Source organism: Pseudomonas sp. SHLD1 (assembly GCF_028640935.1).
Classification (GTDB): Bacteria; Pseudomonadota; Gammaproteobacteria; order Pseudomonadales; family Pseudomonadaceae; genus Chryseomonas; species Chryseomonas aestiva.
In genome coordinates, this window is sequence record NZ_JAQZAD010000013.1 from 474,135 (window position 1) to 493,059 (window position 18,925).

The 18,925-nt window shown below is 68.0% G+C and carries 18 protein-coding genes and 1 pseudogene; 11 read left to right on the forward strand and 8 right to left on the reverse strand.

Annotated features, from left to right (window positions below):
* Positions 1–7 precede the first annotated feature (7 nt).
* The 4 genes from PVZ77_RS07595 to PVZ77_RS07610 are packed head-to-tail and all read left to right on the forward strand — an operon-like array spanning position 8 to position 5,226.
* Positions 8–1,501, forward strand: a complete 1,494-nt coding sequence (locus PVZ77_RS07595; RefSeq protein ID WP_273806187.1) for an aldehyde dehydrogenase — start codon at positions 8–10, stop codon at positions 1,499–1,501.
* Between the two features lie 55 nt (positions 1,502–1,556).
* On the forward strand, positions 1,557–2,834 hold the full coding sequence (locus PVZ77_RS07600) for an NAD(P)/FAD-dependent oxidoreductase (RefSeq protein ID WP_273806188.1): 1,278 nt from the start codon (positions 1,557–1,559) through the stop codon (positions 2,832–2,834).
* Between the two features lie 45 nt (positions 2,835–2,879).
* A complete protein-coding gene (locus tag PVZ77_RS07605) occupies positions 2,880–3,626 on the forward strand; it encodes a gamma-glutamyl-gamma-aminobutyrate hydrolase family protein (protein ID WP_273806189.1) in 747 nt (248 codons plus the stop codon).
* Between the two features lie 58 nt (positions 3,627–3,684).
* The gene (locus PVZ77_RS07610) at positions 3,685–5,226 is read left to right on the forward strand and encodes an APC family permease (protein WP_273806190.1); all 1,542 of its coding nucleotides are present in this window, start codon (positions 3,685–3,687) and stop codon (positions 5,224–5,226) included.
* A gap of 29 nt (positions 5,227–5,255) precedes the next feature.
* Here the strand turns inward: PVZ77_RS07610 and PVZ77_RS07615 are convergent, their stop codons facing one another.
* Complete coding sequence (locus tag PVZ77_RS07615) at positions 5,256–6,401, reverse strand: MFS transporter (protein WP_273806327.1); 1,146 nt, start codon at positions 6,399–6,401, stop codon at positions 5,256–5,258.
* Positions 6,402–6,574: 173 nt separating this feature from the next.
* Here PVZ77_RS07615 and PVZ77_RS07620 point away from each other — a divergent pair, with 173 nt between their 5' ends.
* Entirely contained in the window at positions 6,575–7,204 is a 630-nt protein-coding gene (locus PVZ77_RS07620) for a TetR/AcrR family transcriptional regulator (protein WP_273806191.1), read from the forward strand.
* A gap of 37 nt (positions 7,205–7,241) precedes the next feature.
* Here PVZ77_RS07620 and PVZ77_RS07625 read toward each other — a convergent pair whose 3' ends face one another.
* Together PVZ77_RS07625 and PVZ77_RS07630 are read right to left on the reverse strand one after the other, a co-directional pair.
* Positions 7,242–7,781: a nuclear transport factor 2 family protein gene (locus PVZ77_RS07625; protein WP_273806192.1), complete on the reverse strand. Its 540-nt coding sequence runs from the start codon at positions 7,779–7,781 to the stop codon at positions 7,242–7,244.
* 199 nt (positions 7,782–7,980) lie between these two features.
* Complete coding sequence (locus PVZ77_RS07630; protein WP_273806193.1) at positions 7,981–9,687, reverse strand: amidase; 1,707 nt, start codon at positions 9,685–9,687, stop codon at positions 7,981–7,983.
* Between the two features lie 228 nt (positions 9,688–9,915).
* On the opposite strand from PVZ77_RS07630, the gene PVZ77_RS07635 reads away from it, so the two are divergent.
* Complete coding sequence (locus tag PVZ77_RS07635; RefSeq protein WP_273806194.1) at positions 9,916–10,854, forward strand: cation diffusion facilitator family transporter; 939 nt, start codon at positions 9,916–9,918, stop codon at positions 10,852–10,854.
* 10 nt (positions 10,855–10,864) lie between these two features.
* On the opposite strand, the gene PVZ77_RS07640 is transcribed toward PVZ77_RS07635, so the two are convergent.
* Both PVZ77_RS07640 and PVZ77_RS07645 read right to left on the reverse strand, forming a co-directional pair.
* Entirely contained in the window at positions 10,865–12,118 is a 1,254-nt protein-coding gene (locus PVZ77_RS07640; protein WP_273806195.1) for a DUF2254 domain-containing protein, read from the reverse strand.
* Between the two features lie 6 nt (positions 12,119–12,124).
* Complete coding sequence (locus tag PVZ77_RS07645; RefSeq protein ID WP_133860885.1) at positions 12,125–12,757, reverse strand: cyclodeaminase/cyclohydrolase family protein; 633 nt, start codon at positions 12,755–12,757, stop codon at positions 12,125–12,127.
* Positions 12,758–13,104: 347 nt separating this feature from the next.
* On the opposite strand from PVZ77_RS07645, the pseudogene PVZ77_RS07650 reads away from it, so the two are divergent.
* The 4 genes and pseudogenes from PVZ77_RS07650 to PVZ77_RS07665 all read left to right on the forward strand — a co-directional run.
* Positions 13,105–13,287 (forward strand): annotated as a pseudogene (locus tag PVZ77_RS07650) (GntT/GntP/DsdX family permease); the annotation flags it as partial.
* 13 nt (positions 13,288–13,300) lie between these two features.
* Complete coding sequence (locus PVZ77_RS07655) at positions 13,301–13,852, forward strand: chromate transporter (protein WP_273806196.1); 552 nt, start codon at positions 13,301–13,303, stop codon at positions 13,850–13,852.
* Positions 13,849–14,373: a chromate transporter gene (locus PVZ77_RS07660; RefSeq protein WP_273806197.1), complete on the forward strand. Its 525-nt coding sequence runs from the start codon at positions 13,849–13,851 to the stop codon at positions 14,371–14,373. The genes PVZ77_RS07655 and PVZ77_RS07660 overlap by 4 nt, the downstream gene beginning before the upstream one ends.
* A 70-nt stretch (positions 14,374–14,443) precedes the next feature.
* Positions 14,444–15,355 (forward strand): bestrophin family protein, encoded by a 912-nt coding sequence (locus PVZ77_RS07665; protein WP_273806198.1) that lies wholly within the window; start codon positions 14,444–14,446, stop codon positions 15,353–15,355.
* A gap of 170 nt (positions 15,356–15,525) precedes the next feature.
* Here the strand turns inward: PVZ77_RS07665 and PVZ77_RS07670 are convergent, their stop codons facing one another.
* Together PVZ77_RS07670 and PVZ77_RS07675 are read right to left on the reverse strand one after the other, a co-directional pair.
* Positions 15,526–15,720, reverse strand: coding sequence for a DUF1272 domain-containing protein (locus PVZ77_RS07670; RefSeq protein ID WP_337960384.1), 195 nt, complete (start codon positions 15,718–15,720; stop codon positions 15,526–15,528).
* 16 nt (positions 15,721–15,736) lie between these two features.
* Positions 15,737–16,723 carry a GlxA family transcriptional regulator gene (locus PVZ77_RS07675; protein ID WP_273806199.1) on the reverse strand — a complete coding sequence of 329 codons (987 nt, stop codon included), beginning with the start codon at positions 16,721–16,723 and terminating at the stop codon, positions 15,737–15,739.
* Between the two features lie 137 nt (positions 16,724–16,860).
* Here PVZ77_RS07675 and scpB point away from each other — a divergent pair, with 137 nt between their 5' ends.
* Positions 16,861–17,604 carry an SMC-Scp complex subunit ScpB gene (scpB, locus tag PVZ77_RS07680; protein ID WP_273806200.1) on the forward strand — a complete coding sequence of 248 codons (744 nt, stop codon included), beginning with the start codon at positions 16,861–16,863 and terminating at the stop codon, positions 17,602–17,604.
* A 292-nt stretch (positions 17,605–17,896) separates the two neighbouring features.
* On the opposite strand, the gene gap is transcribed toward scpB, so the two are convergent.
* Positions 17,897–18,901, reverse strand: a complete 1,005-nt coding sequence (gene gap, locus PVZ77_RS07685; protein ID WP_017641313.1) for a type I glyceraldehyde-3-phosphate dehydrogenase — start codon at positions 18,899–18,901, stop codon at positions 17,897–17,899.
* Positions 18,902–18,925 lie beyond the last annotated feature (24 nt).

Sequence of the window (18,925 nt, forward strand, 5' to 3'; positions counted from 1 at the left end):
CGTGATCATGACCGTGCTGACGCAACAGGACTGGGAGCAGCGCGCCCAGGCATTGACCGTCGAAGCCCGTGCCTTCATCGACGGTACCTACCGCGATGCCCTGGGCGGCGCGACCTTCGACGACCTGAGTCCGGTGGATGGTCGCCACCTGGCCCGGGTGGCCAGTTGCATGGCCGAGGATGCCGAGCTGGCCGTACGGGCCGCCCGGGCGAGTTTCGCGCGAGGCGACTGGGCCCATCGGGCCCCGGCGCAGCGCAAGCGGGTGCTGATCGCCTTCGCCGAGCTGCTGCTGGCCCATGCCGAAGAGCTGGCCCTGCTGGAAACCCTGGACATGGGCAAGCCGATCAGCGACTCGCTCGCCATCGACGTGCCGGCGGCGGCCAATGCCCTGCGCTGGAGCGCCGAGGCCATCGACAAGGTCTATGACGAGGTGGCGCCCACCCCGCGCGACCAGCTCGGCCTGGTGACCCGCGAGCCGGTCGGGGTGGTCGCGGCCATCGTGCCCTGGAATTTCCCCCTGATGATGGCCTGCTGGAAGCTCGGGCCGGCACTCGCCACCGGCAACTCGGTGATCCTCAAGCCGTCCGAGAAGTCGCCGCTGACCGCCATCCGCATCGCCGCCCTGGCGCTGGAGGCCGGCATCCCGGCGGGGGTGTTCAACGTGCTGCCTGGCTACGGCCACACCGTCGGCCAGGCGCTGGCGCTGCACCCGGACGTCGATACCCTGGTCTTTACCGGTTCCACCCGCATCGCCAAGCAGCTGCTGGTCTATGCCGGCGAGTCGAACATGAAGCGCGTCTGGCTGGAGGCGGGCGGCAAGAGTCCCAACATCGTCTTCGCCGATGCTCCGGACCTAGCCGCCGCGGCCGAGGCAGCCGCGGCGGCCATCGCCTTCAACCAGGGCGAGGTGTGCATCGCCGGCTCGCGGCTGCTGGTCGAGCGCTCGATCAAGGAGCGCTTCCTGGCCTTGGTGGCGGAGGCGCTGCAGGCTTGGGCGCCCGGCCATGCCTTGAATCCCGATACCCGCGTCGGCGCGCTGGTGGACGAGGGCCATCTGCGCACCGTGCTGGGCTTCATCGAAGCGGGCCGCGCCGAGGGTGCACGACTGGTGAGCGGTGGCGAGCGTGCCCTGGGCGAAACCGGCGGCAGCTACGTGACCCCGACGATCTTCGAGGGGGTGGACAATGCCATGCGCATCGCCCGCGAAGAGATCTTCGGCCCGGTGCTGGCGGTGATCGACTTCGACGGCGAAGAAGAGGCCTTGCGCATCGCCAACGATACTCCCTATGGCCTGGCCGCCGCCGTCTGGACGAGAGATCTCTCCCGCGCCCATCGCGTGGCCCGCGCCTTGCGTGCAGGCAGTGTCTGGGTCAACCAGTATGATGGCGGCGACATGACGGCGCCCTTCGGTGGCTTCAAGCAGTCCGGCAACGGACGCGACAAGTCGCTGCACGCCTTCGACAAATACACCGAACTCAAGGCGACCTGGATCAAGCTCTGAACAGGCGCGGCGACTCGGGCGTTCGCGCCGGAGTCGCAGGCAGAGGAATCTCACCATGCAACAACATGTCGGCAGTTACTACGCGGCTTCGCGCAACATCCACACCGAATACCCGGCGCTCCAGGGCAGTGTCGAAAGCGACGTCTGCGTCATCGGCGCCGGTTACACCGGGCTTTCCACCGCACTGTTTCTGCTGGAGCACGGCTTCAGCGTGACGGTGCTGGAAGCGGCGCGGGTCGGCTTCGGCGCCTCCGGGCGCAACGGCGGGCAGATCGTCAACAGCTACAGCCGCGACATCGATGCCATCGAGCGGCAGTTGCCCGCCAAGCAGGCGCAACTGCTGGGGGAGATGGCCTTCGAAGGCGGACGGATCATTCGCGAGCGTATCGCGCGCTACGACATCCAGTGCGATCTCAAGGACGGCGGCGTCTTCGCCGCCCTGACCGGCAAGCAGCTCGGTCACCTGGAAGCCCAGCAGAAGCTCTGGGAGCGTTATGGCCATACCCAGCTGCAGTTGCTCGACGAGCGCGGCATCGGTGAGGTGGTCGGTACCAATCGCTATCTGGGCGGGCTGCTGGACATGAGTGGCGGCCACATCCATCCGCTCAACCTGGCCCTGGGCGAAGCCGCCGCGGTGGCGTCCCTGGGCGGCAAACTCTATGAACAGAGCGCGGCCGTGCGTATCGACCGCGGCGCCAATCCGGTGGTGCATACCGCCAATGGCCAGGTGAAGGCGCGCTTCGTGGTGGTGGCCGGCAACGCCTACCTGGGCGGGCTGGTGCCGGAGCTGGCCGCCAAGTCCATGCCCTGCGGCACCCAGGTGCTCACCACCGAGCCGCTGTCCGAGGACATGGCGCGCAGCCTGCTGCCCCAGGACTATTGCGTGGAGGACTGCAACTACCTGCTCGACTACTTCCGCCTCAGCGCCGATCGCCGGTTGATCTACGGCGGTGGCGTGGTCTATGGCGCGCGTGATCCGGCGGACATCGAGGCGATCATCCGACCGAAGATGCTGCAGACCTTCCCGCAGCTCAAGGACGTGAAGATCGACTTCACCTGGACCGGCAACTTCCTGCTGACGCTGTCGCGCCTGCCGCAGGTGGGCCGCCTCGGCGACAACATCTACTACTCCCAGGGTTGCAGCGGCCACGGCGTCACCTATACCCACCTGGCGGGCAAGGTGCTGGCCGAGGCCCTGCGCGGCCAGGCCGAGCGTTTCGATGCCTTCGCCGGCCTGCCGCACTATCCCTTCCCGGGCGGGCAGCTCCTGCGCGTGCCCTTCACCGCACTGGGCGCGACCTACTACCAGCTGCGCGATCGCCTCGGTATCTGACCCTGTCCGCCCGCCGCGTACCGGCGGGCTCCTTGGAGATAAGCCATGTCCCCTATGCCCCTGATCGGCGTGACGGCGTGCCGGCAGACGCTCGGCAAATACGATTCCCATACCGTCGGCGACAAGTACGTCGAGGCGGCGGGTCATGCCGGCCTGCCGGTGGTGCTGCCGGCGCGCAGCGTGCCGAGCGATCCGCAGGCGCTGCTGGAGCACCTGGATGGCCTGCTGTTCACCGGCTCGCCCTCCAACGTCGAGCCCCATCACTACCAGGGACCGGCGAGTCTCGTCGGCACCCAGCACGATGCCGCGCGCGACGCCTACACCCTGCCGCTGCTGCGCCTGGCCATCGATCGCGGCATCCCGGTGTTCTGCATCTGCCGCGGCTTCCAGGAACTCAACGTGGCCCTCGGCGGCAGCCTGCACCAGCGGGTGCAGGAACTGCCGGGACATGACGACCACCGCGAGCCCCAGAGCGAGCGGCTGGCCGAGCAGTACGCGCCCACCCATCCGGTCACGGTGCCGCCGGGCGGGGTATTCGAGCGCCTCGGTCTGCCGGCCAGCTTCCAGGTGAATTCGCTGCACAGCCAGGGCATCGATCGCCTGGCGCCCGGGCTGCGCATCGAGGCCCAGGCGCCGGATGGCCTGGTGGAAGGAGTATCCCTGGCCGACGCTCCCGGTTTCGTCGTCGGCGTGCAATGGCATCCCGAGTGGAATTTCCGCGAGAGTCCCGAATCCCTGGCGCTGTTGGACGCCTTTCGCGACGCCTGCCAGCGCCATGCCGCCGCGTGTTAGGCACCTTGCGGCATCCGCCGGACTCTGAATAACAATTCCAACAGCAGGGCAGCAACCTATGACTGAACAGCGCAAGGGCACGCCGGCAGGCGGCTCGGATGCCGCCGGGCCGGAAGCCCTGGCCGATCCGTCCGCCAAGGGCCTGGCTGCCGGCTCCCTCGGGCTGCTCGCCTGCGTGGTGCTGGGCATTTCCACCATCGCCCCCGTCTACACCCTGACGGGCGCCCTGGGTCCCACCGTGCGCGAGGTGGGCGTCTATCTGCCCGCCGTCTTCATCGTCGGTTTCCTGCCGATGCTGCTGGTGGCCCTGGGGTATCGCGAGCTGAACGCGGTCGATCCGGACAGCGGCACCTCCTTTACCTGGTCCACCCGCGCCTTTGGTCCCATGATCGGCTGGATCGGTGGCTGGGGGCTGGTGACGGCCACCACCATCGTCCTTTCCAACCTCGCCGGCGTGGCGGTGGACTTCTTCTACCTGTTCCTCGCCCAGCTCAGCGGCCGGGCGGAGTTGGCCGCGCTGTCGCAGCACCTGCTGGTGAACGTCGTCACCTGCTGCCTGTTCATCGCCATCGCGGTCTGGATCAGCTGCCGCGGCATCGGCATGACCATGAGCGTCCAGTACGGTCTGGTAGCCCTGCAGCTGCTGGTGCTGATCGGCTTTTCCCTGGCGGCCTTCAGCGCCGCGCCGCAGGCGGCGCCGGTGGTCTTCCATCCGGAGTGGTTCAACCCCTTCAACGTCGAATCCTTTTCCGCCTTCGCCGCGGGCCTGTCGCTGTCGATCTTCATCTTCTGGGGTTGGGATGTCTGCCTGACGGTGAGCGAAGAGTCGGTGGGCAGCCAGAAGGTGCCGGGGCGGGCGGCCACGGTCACGGTGCTGCTGATCCTGTTGCTGTACCTCTTCACCGCCGCGGCGACCCTGCAATTCGCCGGCATCAGCGACGCCGGCCTGGGCCTGGGCAATCCGGAGATCCAGGAAAACGTCTTCGCCCACCTGGCCGGACCGGTGATGGGGCCGCTGGCGATCCTGATGTCCATCGCGGTGCTGGCCAGTACCGCCGCCTCGCTGCAGTCCACCTTCATCTCGCCGGCCCGTACCTTGCTGGCGATGGGGTACTACGGCGCGGTGTCGCGGCGCTTCGCCCACATCTGCCCAAGATCGCGCACGCCGCGCTATGCCACCGTTGCCGCCGGCATCGCCACCGGCGGCTTCTATGTGGTCATGCGCATCCTCAGCGACAACGTCCTGGCGGACACCATCACCGCCCTGGGCATGATGATCTGCTTCTACTACTCGCTGACCGCCTACGCCTGCGTCTGGTATTTCCGCCGCAGCCTGTTCGCCAGCCTGCGCCACGCGCTCCTGCGCGGCCTCTGCCCGCTGCTTGGCGCCATCATCCTTTCGGTGATCTTCTGGCAGACCGCCATCGCCAGCCTCTCGCCGGACTTCGGCAGCGGCTCCCACCTCGGCGGCATCGGCCTGGTGTTCATCATCGCCGTGGTGATCCTGGGGCTGGGTCTGGCGCTGATGCTGTTCGCCCGCTGGCGGGCGCCGGCCTTCTTCCAGGGCGAGACGCTGGAGGCGGTCCCGCACCGGGGCTGAAGGGCCGGGCAGGGCGCCCGCGCGGACGGTCAGTGACCCAGGACGGGGGTACCGCTCGCCCGGGTGCCGGCGGCAAAGCCGTGCCGTCGGGCATTGGCGGCGATGGCCAGGGCGCTCAGGGAGAGCGCCAACACGGCCCAGCTCAGGGCCTGGGGGCCGATGCCTTCCAGCAACAGCCCGCCGAGGATGCCGCCCCCGGCGATGGCGCTGTTCCAGGTCACCACGTTCATCGCCAGCGCTGCATCGGCACCTCTCCCCGCCGTATCCGCCAGGGCGGTCTGCAGCAGGGTGGCCGCGCCGCCAAAGGTCAGGCCCCAACCGAAGACACCCAGGTACTGCAGCAGCGCCGAGTCACGATTGAGCCCCAGCAGCAGCGCGATCACGGCGAAGCCGGCAAGACTCGCCAGCACGGCCCGCCGCAGGCTGTGATCGACGATCCGCCCGGTGATCCAGATCCCCGCCAGCGAGGCCACCCCGAAGGTCAGCAGCACCCGGTCGACCTGAGCGCCCAGGCCGGCCTGGGCAACGAAGGGCGCGATATAGGTGTAGAGCAGGTTGTGGGCCAGCATCCAGGTAAAGACCACGCCGAGGATGGCGCGAATGCCAGGCGTGGCGAACACCTTGCGCAGTGGCAGGCGCTGGCCCTCGGCTTGCCCAGGATAGTCGGGCACCTTGGCCAGGACCCAGACGATCAGGCCGAGGGTGAGGGCGGACATCCAGGCGAAGGCCAGCCGCCAGCCCAGCAGACCACCGAGCCAGGTCCCCAGGGGCACGCCCAGGGACAGGGCGACCGGTGTGCCGATCATGGCGATGGCCATCGCCCGTCCTTGCAGGCGCGGCACCACCATGCGCCGGGCATAGCCGGCCAGCAGACTCCAGGCCAGGCCGGCCGCGGCCCCGGCGGCGAAGCGGGCGATCAGCGTCAGCGCATAGCTGGAGGAGAGCGCGGTGAGGGTGTTGAACAGCAGAAAGCCCAGGATCGTCGCCAGCAGCACCCGGCGCCGCCGCCAGCGCGCCGTTGCCAAGGTGAGGGGGATGGCGGCGGTCAAAGAGCCGGCGGCATAGGCGGTCACCGTCTGCCCGGCCAGGGCAGGGGAGACCTGGAGTCCCTGGGCGATCTCGGGGAGCAGGCCGGCGGGCAGCGTCTCGGTCATGATGCAGATGAAGCCGGTCATGGCCAGCGCCAGCAGCGCGGCGACTGGCAGGCGTTCAGGATCGGGGGTCGCGGTCACGGGTAAACTCCTTAGATATGTATCGATCGGTATATATCTAAGCAGCAGCTGCTCTGGCTGGTCAATGAATTCTGTATCGTCTAGTATAAAAATCGAATCTGACGAGGAGTACGGCTGTGGCTCAGGTGGGGCGTCCCCGGTCCTTCGACCGGACTCAGGCAATCGATGACGCGCTGCTGCTGTTCTGGCGGTATGGCTATGAGGCGACGTCCCTGAGTCGGCTCAAGGCGGCAATCGGCGGTGGCATCACCGCGCCCAGCTTCTATGCGGCCTTCGGTTCGAAGGAGGCGCTGTTCAAGGAGGTGGTCGCCCGCTACATGGAGACCCATGGCCGGGTGAACGATCCGCTGTTCGACGAGACCCTGGCACCCCGGGAGGCAATCGCCTCGGCCCTGTCGCGCTCTGCGCGGATGCAATGCGATGAGCGCCTGCCCAAGGGCTGCCTGGTGGCGCTCGGCACCCTGGGCTCCTATGCGGAGGAGGACTCCAGCCTGTCGCTGCCCCTGCGCGAGGCCCGCGCCCGGATCCGCGCCGGGCTGCTGGCCTGCGTCAGGCGCGGTATCGTCGGCGGCGACCTCGCGCAAGGCACCGACGCTCAGGCCCTGGCGACGCTGTTCGAAGGCTTTCTGCTGGGCATCTCACCCATGGCGCGGGATGGGGTAGCGTTACCGGTCATCGAGGGCGCCATCGCAATGGCGATGACACTGTGGGACGGCCAGCGGCCCCCTGGTCGCGGCGTCGCCTGAGCCAGGTGTCTTGCGCCGTGATCGCACGGGCGTGTCGTCAGGGCGCCTGTCGTTTACCGGTGGCTGTGGCGGGGGAGGGGTCTGCCAGCGCGATGCGGTCGATGACGTCCTGATAGGGGACGAGATCGAGAAAGGCCTCGACCTGGGTCGCACGTTCCCCGGCCATCTTGAAGATCCAGACGTATTCGTTGCGATAGGGCGCGCCATCACGCGCCGTGGCCGTGCCCTTCCAGCGCACCACGACGTGGTCTTCGCTTGCCCAGATACCCTGGACCCGAGGCACGATGGGCGTGGCCAGGCGCTGCGCGAAGGGGCGTACGGCGCGCTGCAGAAAGTCCTCGCGGCCGTGGTAGGTGCCCGCCGCCTGCCCGCTGCCCTGGATGGTCCAGACCACGTCGGGCGAGAGCAGGTCGTCGAAGAGACTGCCGCGGCCCGCGCGCCAGTTCGCGAAGGCGTCTTCGACCAGGCGCTGGTGGCGTTCAGGGGTGGATTCAGCGGCTGCGACACCGTTCCAGGGACCACTCAGGACGGTGAGCGACAGCAGCACGCTGCCGGTAAGACGCTTGGCTGGATTCATGGCGGAATGCTCGCAGAGGACGGGATGAGGTGGGCGCCGGCGAACGGCACCCGCCTGGAATCCACCTTAGGCCGCTGGCGGCGTCCGCATAACCGGCGCGCGACTGGACACTCCGGTTAGCACGCCTTACCGCCAGAGGTCACGAGCCGGTTCCGGCCGCCAAATGACGCCGGGCGGTCAGCGTCCACACCGTCTCCGCTCAGCCCACCAGCGGCGGCGTCCGCGGCGGTACCTGGCGCTTGGAGCCGGTCGCCTCATAGGCGGCGGCCAGGCGGAGCAGGTGGGTGTCGTCATAGGCGCGACCGGCGAAGGTCAGACCCACCGGCATGCCGATGTCGGCCATCACGCCCATGGGCACGGTGACGGTCGGCACGCCCAGGTGGCGGATGGCGAGGTTGCCGTTGGCGACCCAGACGCCATTGCTCCAGGCGATGTCGGCCGAGGCGGGACTGATCTCGGCATCCGCCGGCGCCACGTCGGCCACGGTGGGAAAGAGCACGGCGTCCAGGCCCTGGGCCTCCAGCCAGTCTTCCAGGTCCAGCTTGCGCGTCCGTTCCAGGCCGCGCAGGCCGTCGGGGAGGCTGGTGATCTGCTCCAGGGTCTTGAGCCCCCGTTCGGCCATGCGCACGTATTCGGCCATGCCGGCGGCCAGGTCGCCTTCCCGATTGGGCAGGGTGCCGGGCTCGTGGGGAAAGATCAGCTCGCCTTCGACGTCCACCAGGCGATTGAGCCTGGGATCGTCGTTGTCGCGCAGAAAGGTGTCGAAGCCCCAGGCGGACAGGTCCCAGAGTTCGTCATGGAGAAACTCTTTGGAGACGATCCCGCGGTTGAACACCGTGGGCGCGCCGGGGCGGTCGCCTTCGCAATTGGAGACCAGCGGGAAGTCCACCTCGATCACGCTGGCACCGGCGGCTTCCAGCGCCGCGCGGGCCTGTTCCCAGAGGGCGATCACCGAGGCGCGGGTCTGGATGCGCTGACCGGTGGGTCCGCCGATGCCGGGATGCTCGCTGGTGCCGGCGTCCGGATCCTGGTTGATGAACATGCGCGGCACGCCCAGGCGCTTGCCGGCGAGGGCATTGGGGCCGGCGGCCAGGGCGGGATAGGACGCCGGGCGTACCGCCGAGGCCAGTGGCAGCGGCACCCAGGGTTGCAGGCGCCAGAGGTCGCCGGAGGTGTCGGGATCGTCCGCCACTACCACGTCGAGCACCTCCAGCAGATCAGCCATGGTGCGGGCATAGGGCACCACCACGTCCATGGTCGGTGTCAGCGGCCAGTTGCCGCGTACCGAGATGACCCCGCGCGAGGGGGTGTAGGCGCACAGGCCGTTGTTGGACGCAGGGCCGCGCCCGCTGGACCAGGTCTCCTCGGCCAGGCCGAAGGCGGCGAAACTGGCCGCGGTGGCGGTGCCGGCGCCATTGGAGGACCCGGAGGCGAAGGGCGCGGTCAGGTAGCCGGCGTTGTAGGGGCTTTCGGCGCGGCCATAGACGCCGCGCTGCATGCCGCCGTTGGCCATGGGCGGCATGTTGGTCTTGCCCAGGCAGATGGCACCGGCGGCGCGCAGCCGTTCGACGGTGAAGGCGTCGCGCTGGGCGACCAGGTCCTTGAAGGCCGGACTGCCGGAGGCGGCGGTGAGGCCCTTGACCAGGTAGCTGTCCTTGGCGGTGTAGGGGATGCCGTCCAGCGGTCCCAGGGTCTCGCCGCGGGCGCGGCGACGGTCGGACGCGGCGGCTTCGGCCAGGGCCTCGGGGTTGCGTACCACCACGGCGTTGAGCGCCGTGGCGCTGGCGGGCGGGTCGTAGGCGTCGATCCGGGCCAGGTAGGCCTCGACCAGTTGCACCGCAGTGGTCTGGCCGGTTTCGAGTGCGCGACGCAACTCGGCGATGGAGCGTTCGGTAACTTCGATCATGGTGGGTCGCCGTTGAGGATTCCGCGGTCCGGGAGCGGCGGTTGCCTGAGATCCCGGGAGAAAAAAAGCACCGGTGCAGTGTACACCCGAAGGCTGCCGGCTTCTGATTGCGTCCGCGCAGCGAAGCCTTGCCGGACTGCCCATGCAGGTTGGCCTGGCGACCTCTATCCTTGGCCTGAATTGAACCTGTTCGCCATGCCTGGCGGCGATCGGTAACCGGAGTCGAGCATGTTGAAACGCCTGAGCAACGAGCGCACGGTGCTGCGCTTTTCCATTGCCGTCACGGTGCTGCTGGCGGTCGTGGGTATCGCCTTCGGGGTGTTGTCCGGCTCCTACGCCATTGTCTTCGACGGCTTCTATTCGCTGACCGACGCCTTCATGAGCGGCGTGGCGCTGCTGGTGGCCATGCTGATCCACCGGCATGCGCAGGAACCGGAGGGCGATCGGCGGCTGGCCGAGCGCTTCAACATGGGTTTCTGGCACCTCGAACCCATGGTCCTGGCCCTCAATGGCAGCGTGCTGTGCATCGTGGCCTGTTATGCGCTGGTCAACTCGATCATCAGCCTGATGAGTGGCGGCAAGGCCCTGGCGTTCGGCATGGCGCTGCTCTATGCGCTGGTCGCGGCCCTGAGCTGCTTTGGTTTTGCCGCCCTCGTGCACCGGCTGAACCGCGACATCCAGTCGGACTTCCTCAGGCTCGACATCAAGAGCTGGATCATGTCGGGCAGCATCTCGGCTGCCCTGGTGGTGGCCTTCCTGGTCGGCGCCCTGGCCCAGGGCACGGCCTACGCCTGGATCACGCCCTACATCGATCCCCTGGTGCTGTCGATCATCTGCGTGCTGATCATTCCCATCCCGCTGAAGCTGGTCTGGCAGGCCTTCAGCGAGATCCTCATGGTGACCCCGCCGGCGCTCAAGCAGCAGGTCGATGAAGTCGCCCGGGGCATGGTCACGCGCTTCGGCTTTCTCGACTATCGCGCCTATGTGGCCAAGGTCGGACGCGCGCGGCAGATCGAGCTGTACTTCATCGTGCCGCTGGGGTGGCCGGCCAAGACCCTGGACGAATGGGACGCCCTCCGCGACCAGATCGGCGAGGCCATCGGCGGCGAGGGTCCGGACCGCTGGCTGACCATCGCCTTCACCACCGATCCGGCCTGGTCACGCTAGCCACGCACTGCTAGCGCGCCGTGCAGAGGCGTTCGACGTCCGCGGCCAATTGCTGGAGGATGACGCGGTCTTCGGCCTGGCCAAGGGCGGCCTCGGCCCGGGCCAATGCCAGGCGCGAATGCCGCAGACACTCGCGTCTGATCCGCGCATCGCCCTGGACCGCCAGGCGCGCCAGGGATTTCTGCAGGCGCATGCCCACTTCCACCAGCGGCGCCGCATCGCGCCCCACCGGCAGGAAGAAGTCGTCGAACAGATCGTCCAGCGACAGCTCCGGTACCTCGATCCGCGGATAGCGCGGCTCGACCGGCTCGCGTCTTTCGGTGAGGTCGGTCAGCAGCCGTTGCGCGCGACCGAGGATGGCGATGGCGGTACCCGAATCGCTGCGCGAGGGCACCAGCGCCCCGGTGGCGATCTCGCCCAGCACCGTCAGGCCGAAACGCGGATCCTGGTCGTGTATCCGGCGGGCATCCAGGGTGAAAGCGGTGCGCAGGCGCTCGTCCTTCTCCGGAGGCAGGCCCTCGACCCACAGCAGCGGCTGCGCCGGATCGAGGAAGGCCCCGGGCAGGACGGCCAGGCGCAGGCGACCCTGGTCGCCGCAAAGGTCCGCCAGCAGCGGCATGTCCACCCGTTGCAGATAGCCGGTGCGGTCGGCCATGACCGGGCGGCCACGGGCGGGCTCATCGACGGGCGCCGCCGCCCCACCCAGGTAGGGATGGGTCAGCCAGCGCTGCAGGCTGTGTCTGGCGGCGTCTTCGATGCTGTCGCTGGTGGCGTCCAGTTGGCCCAGTCGCGACAGATGGTCGATCCAGCGCAGCAGGGTGAAGACGATCAGCAGGATCACCACCAGGGTCACGGCAAAGAGCACCACCCGGCCGTTGTCGCCGTAGAGGCCGGTGCTCAGGGCGATGATGCCGACCAGGCTGAACAGGAAGGAGCCGAGAAAGGTAGCCAGGGCGTTCTGGGTGGTGCTGTCTTCCAGCAGCAGCGGATAGGCACGGGGCGTCACGCTGCTGGCGGCGGCGTTGTAGGCCGTCACCATGGTGCTCAGGGAAAAGGTGGTCACCGCCAGCATGCTGCTGGCGATGATGGTGAGGATCTTGTCGACGGCATCGGCGCCGACCTTGGCCGGCAGCGTCGCCGGGATATGGTCGCGCAGGAGCAGGGCGAGGAGAGCGGTCGCCACCCCGGCGACCGAGAACAGCGTGGCGCGAAACCACAGACGTCGCTGGAATCCGCGTAGGACCCAGCCCAAGCGGGCCAGCACCGGCCCTCAGCCCATGGCCGGCGGGACAGGGGTGGCGCTCAGCTGGGCCAGGCGCTGGTCGGCCTGTTGCCTGAGCTTGTCGCGCATCTGCCGGGCGGCTTCGCGGGCATCGCCGGATTTCAGGCCGTTGCGATCGGCGTCCACCGTGGTGAGCACCGCGCCCAGGGCGCCATGCACCAGGCGGCCGCCAGCCAGGGTATCGCTGCGCAGCGGTTCGACGGTGAGCGGCGTGGCGATGACGGCGAGATCCAGGGCTTCCAGGCACAGTTGGGCGGTGGCGATGGGGATCTGCACGGCGTTGGCCGCGGCCAGGTTGAGCGCCTGCTGGCGGCGTTCGCCCTCCGCGGTGGCGCCGCTGGCCTGACGATCGGCTTCCAGGTAGTTGGCGAAGGCCTGGACGTCGGCATCGGCGCAGGTGCTCAGCGCTTCCTGCAGGCGCTCGCCCACGGCGATCAGGTCGGCATGGCGGGTCACCGGCTGGCGCTGCTGGCTGAGCTTCAGGCCCTTGAGGATCAGCGCGACACCCAGGCAGGCCGCCACGGTGGCCGCCGCGCCACTGCCCGGCGTGGGCAGGGTGGAGCCGGTACCGTCGCGGAACTGGGCGAGGGTCTGCTGCCAGAGAGTAGAGGTTTCGTTCATGCCAACCGCCTGCGAGCAAAAGGGAAGGGGATTCGGTCACGACCGACCGCAGTTTGGATCGTGGGAAACGGCTGAGGTTCGCACGCTAAGTGCAATAAGGGACAGGCTTTATTTCGATTTGCGTCGTACCTTGGGTGGCGTTTCGTTGAGGTAATCCTGAAACAATAGGTTACAGGTAGCCACCGGTGGATGCTGCCGCGCTCGCCTGGGTCGCCCACGACACCCGGCTGATCTTCTGCTGTCTAGCCGCTATCCTGGCCAGCGTCCTGCTCCTTGGCGTCACCCGGCTGCCACCTTTCCTGTCCATCCTCATCGGTGTCTTCATCGCCGGCCTGGGTGCCGGTGGTGGCCGGGCTGGCCCCCAGGCCTCGTTGATCGCCTTGGCCATCGGCGCCGGCTCGGTGTTCCTCTGCCACGTCAATGACGCCGGCTTCTGGATGGTGCGCGAATACTTCGGCCTGGAGCTCAAGCAGACCCTCGTTTCCGTCACCGGCCTTGCAGGTACGCTATTGTTGTCGCTCTGGATCTGACGAACACCTGCCCATGGATAACGACTCCCCCTCGAACCGGCCGCGGCGCCGCGATCTATTTCTTGGCTTCTTCGGCCTGGGCATCACGGCCTTCGGTGGGGTGCTGCCACTGGCGCGACGCTACCTGGTGGAGAAGCGGCGCTGGCTGTCGGCGGAGGAGTTCACCGAATTGCTCGGCCTCTGCCAGTTCCTGCCGGGCGGCAACATCATCAATCTCTCGGTGGCGGTGGGCATGAGATTTGCCGGCTGGAGCGGCGCCCTGGCCGCTGCCGCCGGGCTGCTGGTGGGGCCGACCCTGGTGGTGGTCGGCCTGGGCGTGCTCTACGACCGCTACCATGACGATCCCCTGGTGGGTCGCGCCTTCGCCGGGCTCGCCGCGGCGGCGGCCGGGCTGCTGGTGGCCATGGCGGTCAAGCTCGTCCAGCCCCTGCGCGGGCGCTGGCTGGCCCTGGGCATCGCCTGCCTGGCCTTTCTGGCCCTGGCGCTGCTCAAGCTGCCACTGCTCTGGACCATGCTGGTGCTCACTCCCATCAGCGTGCTGCTCAGCTATCGGCAGGGCCTATGAGTACGACCCTGCTGGCGCTGGCGCTGATCTTCACCCAGCTGTCGCTGCTGGCCTTCGGCGGTGGCAACTCGGTGCTGCCGGAGATGCAGCGCCAGGTGGTGACCGTGCATGGCTGGATGAGCGCCGCCGACTTCGCCGCGCTGTTCGCCCTGGCCCAGGCCGCGCCCGGTCCCAATCTGATGATCGTACCGCTGATCGGCTGGCATGTGGCCGGCTGGCCAGGGCTGCTGGTGACCTCCCTGGCCAAGTTCGTGCCGTCCTCGCTGTTGACCCTGGGCGTGCTGCACCTCTGGCAGCGCTTCGCCGATCGCCCCTGGCGCCGTCACCTGCAGGCCGGCCTGGTGCCGGTCACCGTCGGCCTGGTGGCGGCCAGCGCCTGGCTGGTGGGCGCGAGCGTGGCCACCGCGCCGCTGTGGGTGCTGATCCTGGCGGCCGGCGCCCTGGGCTCGCTGTTCACGCGCTGGCACCCGCTGTGGCTGCTGGCCGGCGGAGCGCTGGTCGGGGTGCTGTTCGGACCCTGACCCGCCGGGGGGGCCGGCACTGTCGCGCGCGGGCGGCGTCGAAGCCAGAACTTCACGCGAGAGTACCCCTGTGATCACCCGTCCCCAGAATCCCTCGCTGCGCGAATTGCTGTTCACGGTGCGCGGCTCCATCGTCCAGGCGATCTGGCCCAAGCTGCTCTATGTGATGCTGCTGAGCCTGGCGGTGACCCTGAGCCATGGTTTCGTCCTGCGCTTCGACTTCGGCCTCACCACCACGCCCCTGACCCTCTGGGGCCTGACCCTGGCGATCTTCCTCGGCTTTCGCAACACCACCGCCTACCAGCGCTTCTGGGAGGCGCGCGGCCTGTGGGGCGAGCTGCTGATCGCCGGACGCAATCTGGCGCGCCAGGTCGAGACCCTGCTACCCGGGCTGAACGCGGCCGAGCGCCGCCAGTTGCTGACCCCGCTGCTGGCCTTCGGTTATGCGCTGCGTGACCACCTGCGCCGTGAGGCGCCGTCTGCCGATCTGCAACGGGTGCTGGCGGGAGAGGAGAGCCTGCTCGCCGCGCCTCACCGACCCAGTGCGCTGATCCGCCGGCTTGGCACGACGCTGGTTGCCCGGGCACGGCAGGAAGGGCTCGGCGATCCACTGATCGCCAACGTCGATAACCAGCTGGACCGGCTGACCGCGGTGCTCAGCGGCTGCGAGCGCATCCGCCAGACGCCCATTCCCTATCCGTACATCCTGATGCTGCACCGGGTGGTGCACGTCTATTGCTTCCTGCTGCCGTTCTGCCTGGTGGACAGCCTGGGCTGGTTCACGCCGCTGGCGGTGCTGGTGCTGGCTTACACCTTCTTCGGCCTGGACGCCCTGGGCGACCAGATCGCCGACCCTTTCGGCACCCAGCCCAACCACCTGCCGCTGGACGCCCTGAGTCGTGGCCTGGAGATCGCCGTGCTGGATCTGCTGGGCGAGCCTACGCCGGAGCCGATCCGCGCGGAGGCGGGGTTGCTGCGGTAAGGGCGATGGTTTTGGCGCGAGCCCATCGCGGCCGTGACGGCTATAGACGTAGGTTGGGTTGAGACGGCTCTATCGTCGAAGCCCAACGTCGCCGACCTCGGGCACCTGATGGGCTTCGCTGTGCTCAACCCAACCTGCGGCGGCCGGCAGGAGCGACCCATGGCGGCAATTCAAGCCACCTGGTCCTTGTGTACCCGCCGCGGCCGTCTTACCAACTCCCCCTGGCAATTCGGACAGCGCCGCTGCAACGGCCCCGCAGCGCACGCTGCGCAAAAGGTGCACTCATAGGAGCAGATCACCGCCTCCTCGCTCTCCATCGGCAAGGCCTTGGCACAGTGTTCGCACGAGGTCCGCATGTCCAGCATGGCTGTCTCTCCCTGATCAGGCGCCAAAGCGCGCCGCGTAGTCCTGGGGGCTGACCGCCAGGTGCTTGTGAAAGGTACGCCGGAGATTTTCCGGATGGCCGAAGCCGCACAGGCGCGAGACCGTGGCGATGGAGGCCTGGCCGTCCTGCAGGAGCACCCGCGCCGTCTCCAGGCGGACCTGCTCGACATAGCGGCCCGGGCCCATGCCGACCTCGCGGCTGAACAGGCGCGACAGGGTGCGCGGTGCCATATGGGCACGCTCGGCCAGGCGCTCTAGCCCCAGGTCTTCCCCCAGGTGACCGGGAATCCAGTCGAGCAGGGCGGCCAGCCGTGGCGTCCGTCCCGGATCGGGCGCCAGACAGGCGCTGAATTGCGCCTGGCCGCCGGGACGGCGCAGGAACATCACCAGCCGGCGCGCCACCGCCAGCGCCAGCGGACGTCCGAGATCGGCTTCCACCAGTGCCAGGGCCAGGTCGATGCCGGCGGTGACGCCAGCCGAGGTAAAGACATGGGGATCGCCATCGCGCCCCAGGGGGTCGTAGGTATGCAGGCGATCGCCCTGGACCTCGATGGCCGGAAAGGCCGCCAGTTCGTCGACATAGGCCCAGTGAGTGGTGGCGCGGCGACCGTTCAGCAGCCCGGCGCTGGCCAGCAGCAGGGCACCGGAACACACCGAGCCGACCCGTCGCACCCGGGGTTCCAGATCGCGCAGCCAGGCCTGCAGGCCGGCATCCTGGCCTAGCGTCTCGATGCCTATGCCGCCGGGGATCAACAGGGTATCCACCTCGCCCACGTCGAGGTCGTACCAGCTCTGTTCGGCCTGGATACTGATACCGGCCGAAGTCCTGACCAGCCCCTCGGCGGCGCCCAGCAGGCGCAACTGATAGCAGGCGGGCAGGCCCTGGCGTTCCCGTTCCAGATTGGCCGAGGCGAATACCTGCAGCGGGCCGGTGACGTCCAGACTCATGACGTCGGGGTATAGCAGGGCAGCGATCAGCGGCATGGATGGCTCTCCGTAGCGATCTGCCGAGGATGCCCTGGCCACCAGTCTGGCGACAAGGTCAAAGACCCCACGGATCTCGCCATCCGGTGGCCGGTTGGATTTGGCGTGACCCGCGCCCGGCCGTATCATCGCCGCCCATGAACTACACCGATCCCAAGCAACTGGCGCCCCTGCTGGAAGCCATCCTGCTCGCCGCTGGCAGGCCCCTGACCCTGGAACGCCTGGCCGAACTCTTCGAAGAGTACGAACGCCCCGAGCCCGCGCATCTGCGGGCGGGGCTCGCCGTGCTCGGCGGGTCCTGCCGCAAGCGCGGCTTCGAACTCAAGGAAGTGGCCTCCGGCTATCGCCTGCAGGTGCGCGAAAAGTACGCACCCTGGGTCGGGCGACTTTGGGAGGAGCGTCCGCCGCGCTATTCCCGTGCCATGCTGGAGACCCTGGCGCTGATCGCCTATCGCCAGCCGATCACCCGCGGTGAGATCGAGGAGGTGCGCGGGGTGGCGGTCAACAGCCAGATCGTCAAGACGCTGCTGGAGCGCGACTGGATCCGCGTGGTCGGCTATCGCGACGTGCCCGGCCGCCCGGCAATGTTCGCCACCACCAGGACCTTTCTCGACTACTTCGACCTGCGCAGCCTCGACCAGCTGCCGCCCCTGGCCGAGGTGCGCCAGCTGGAACCCGAACCGGCCTCGGTGCTGGAGGACCCCGAGCTGAGCCTGGCGGCGCTGGAGGTAGGGGAGCCGACGGAAGAGGAGGGCACGCTGGTGATTCCGGAGCGCACCAGCTTCCGTACCCTGCTCACCGAGCTGGACGCCATGGAAACCGGCCTCAAGACCGATTTCGACGACCTGCGCCAGGCGGCGGACGAGGAGGATGAGGGTTGAGTCAGGCCTGTTGGGCTTCGCGCTGCTCAACTCAAGCTACCCGCGGAACCGCCCTTTCCAGCCGGAAGACGACCCCTCGCTCGATCAACCCCCTCTCCCTGTGGGAGAGGGCTTGGGTGAGGGCAGGGCTTACGGGGCATGCCCGAGCGGAAAAGGCTGCGCCGTTTTCCACGCTTCGGGTTCCTACGTTTCCACGCTCTCGTAGGTTGGCGCCGAGCGCAGCGAGGCCCGACAGGCCTGCGCAAAACTAAAAAAGCGCCCGAAGGCGCTTTTTCTGCACGACCTGAAGGCCTCAGGCAGGCGCGTTGACCAGCGCCTTGCAGGTATCGAGCATACGGTTGGAGAAGCCCCACTCGTTGTCGTACCAGGCCATGATCTTCACCAGCTTGCCGCTCACCTTGGTGTGGTTGGCGTCGAAGATCGACGACAGGCGGTTGTGGTTGAAGTCGATGGAGACCAGCGGCTTGTCGTTGTAGCCCAGTACCGGCGAGGCTTCCGCCGCAGCCTTCATGAAGGCGTTGATGGTCTTGGCGTCGGTTTCCTTGGCGGTCAGGATGGTCAAATCGACCAGCGACACGTTGATGGTCGGCACCCGCACCGCCATGCCGCTAAACTTGCCTTGCAGCTCCGGCAGAACCAGGCCCACGGCTTCGGCGGCACCGGTCTTGGTCGGGATCATCGACTGGGTGGCCGAACGCGCCCGGAAGGGGTCGGAGTGGTAGACGTCCGACAGGTTCTGGTCGTTGGTGTAGGCATGGATGGTGGTCATCAGACCGTTCTCGATACCCAGTTCGCGCTGCAGCACCTGGGCGACCGGCGCCAGGCAGTTGGTGGTGCAGGAGGCGTTGGAGATGATCTGGTGCGACTGGCGCAGGATGTTGTCGTTGACGCCATAGACGATGGTGGCGTCCACGTCCTTGCCCGGTGCCGAGATGATCACCTTGGAGGCGCCGGCTTCCAGGTGGGCAGCGGCCTTGTCGCGGCTGGTGAAGAGGCCGGTGCATTCGAACACCACGTCGACCTTCAGGTCCTTCCACGGCAGCTCGGCCGGGTTGCGGATGGCCGTCACGGCGATGCGGTCGCCATTGACCACCAGCTTGTCGCCCTCGACGGACACCTCGGCAGGGAAGCGGTCATGAACGCTGTCATACTGTAGGAGATGCGCATTGATGGCGGCGTCGCCGAGGTCGTTGATCGCGACGACCTCCAGGTCCTGGCGATAGCCCTCGGTATACAGCGCCCGCAGCACGTTGCGGCCGATGCGTCCAAAACCATTGATGGCAATACGAATACTCATTGAGAGAAACCTCGCGATAGCTGG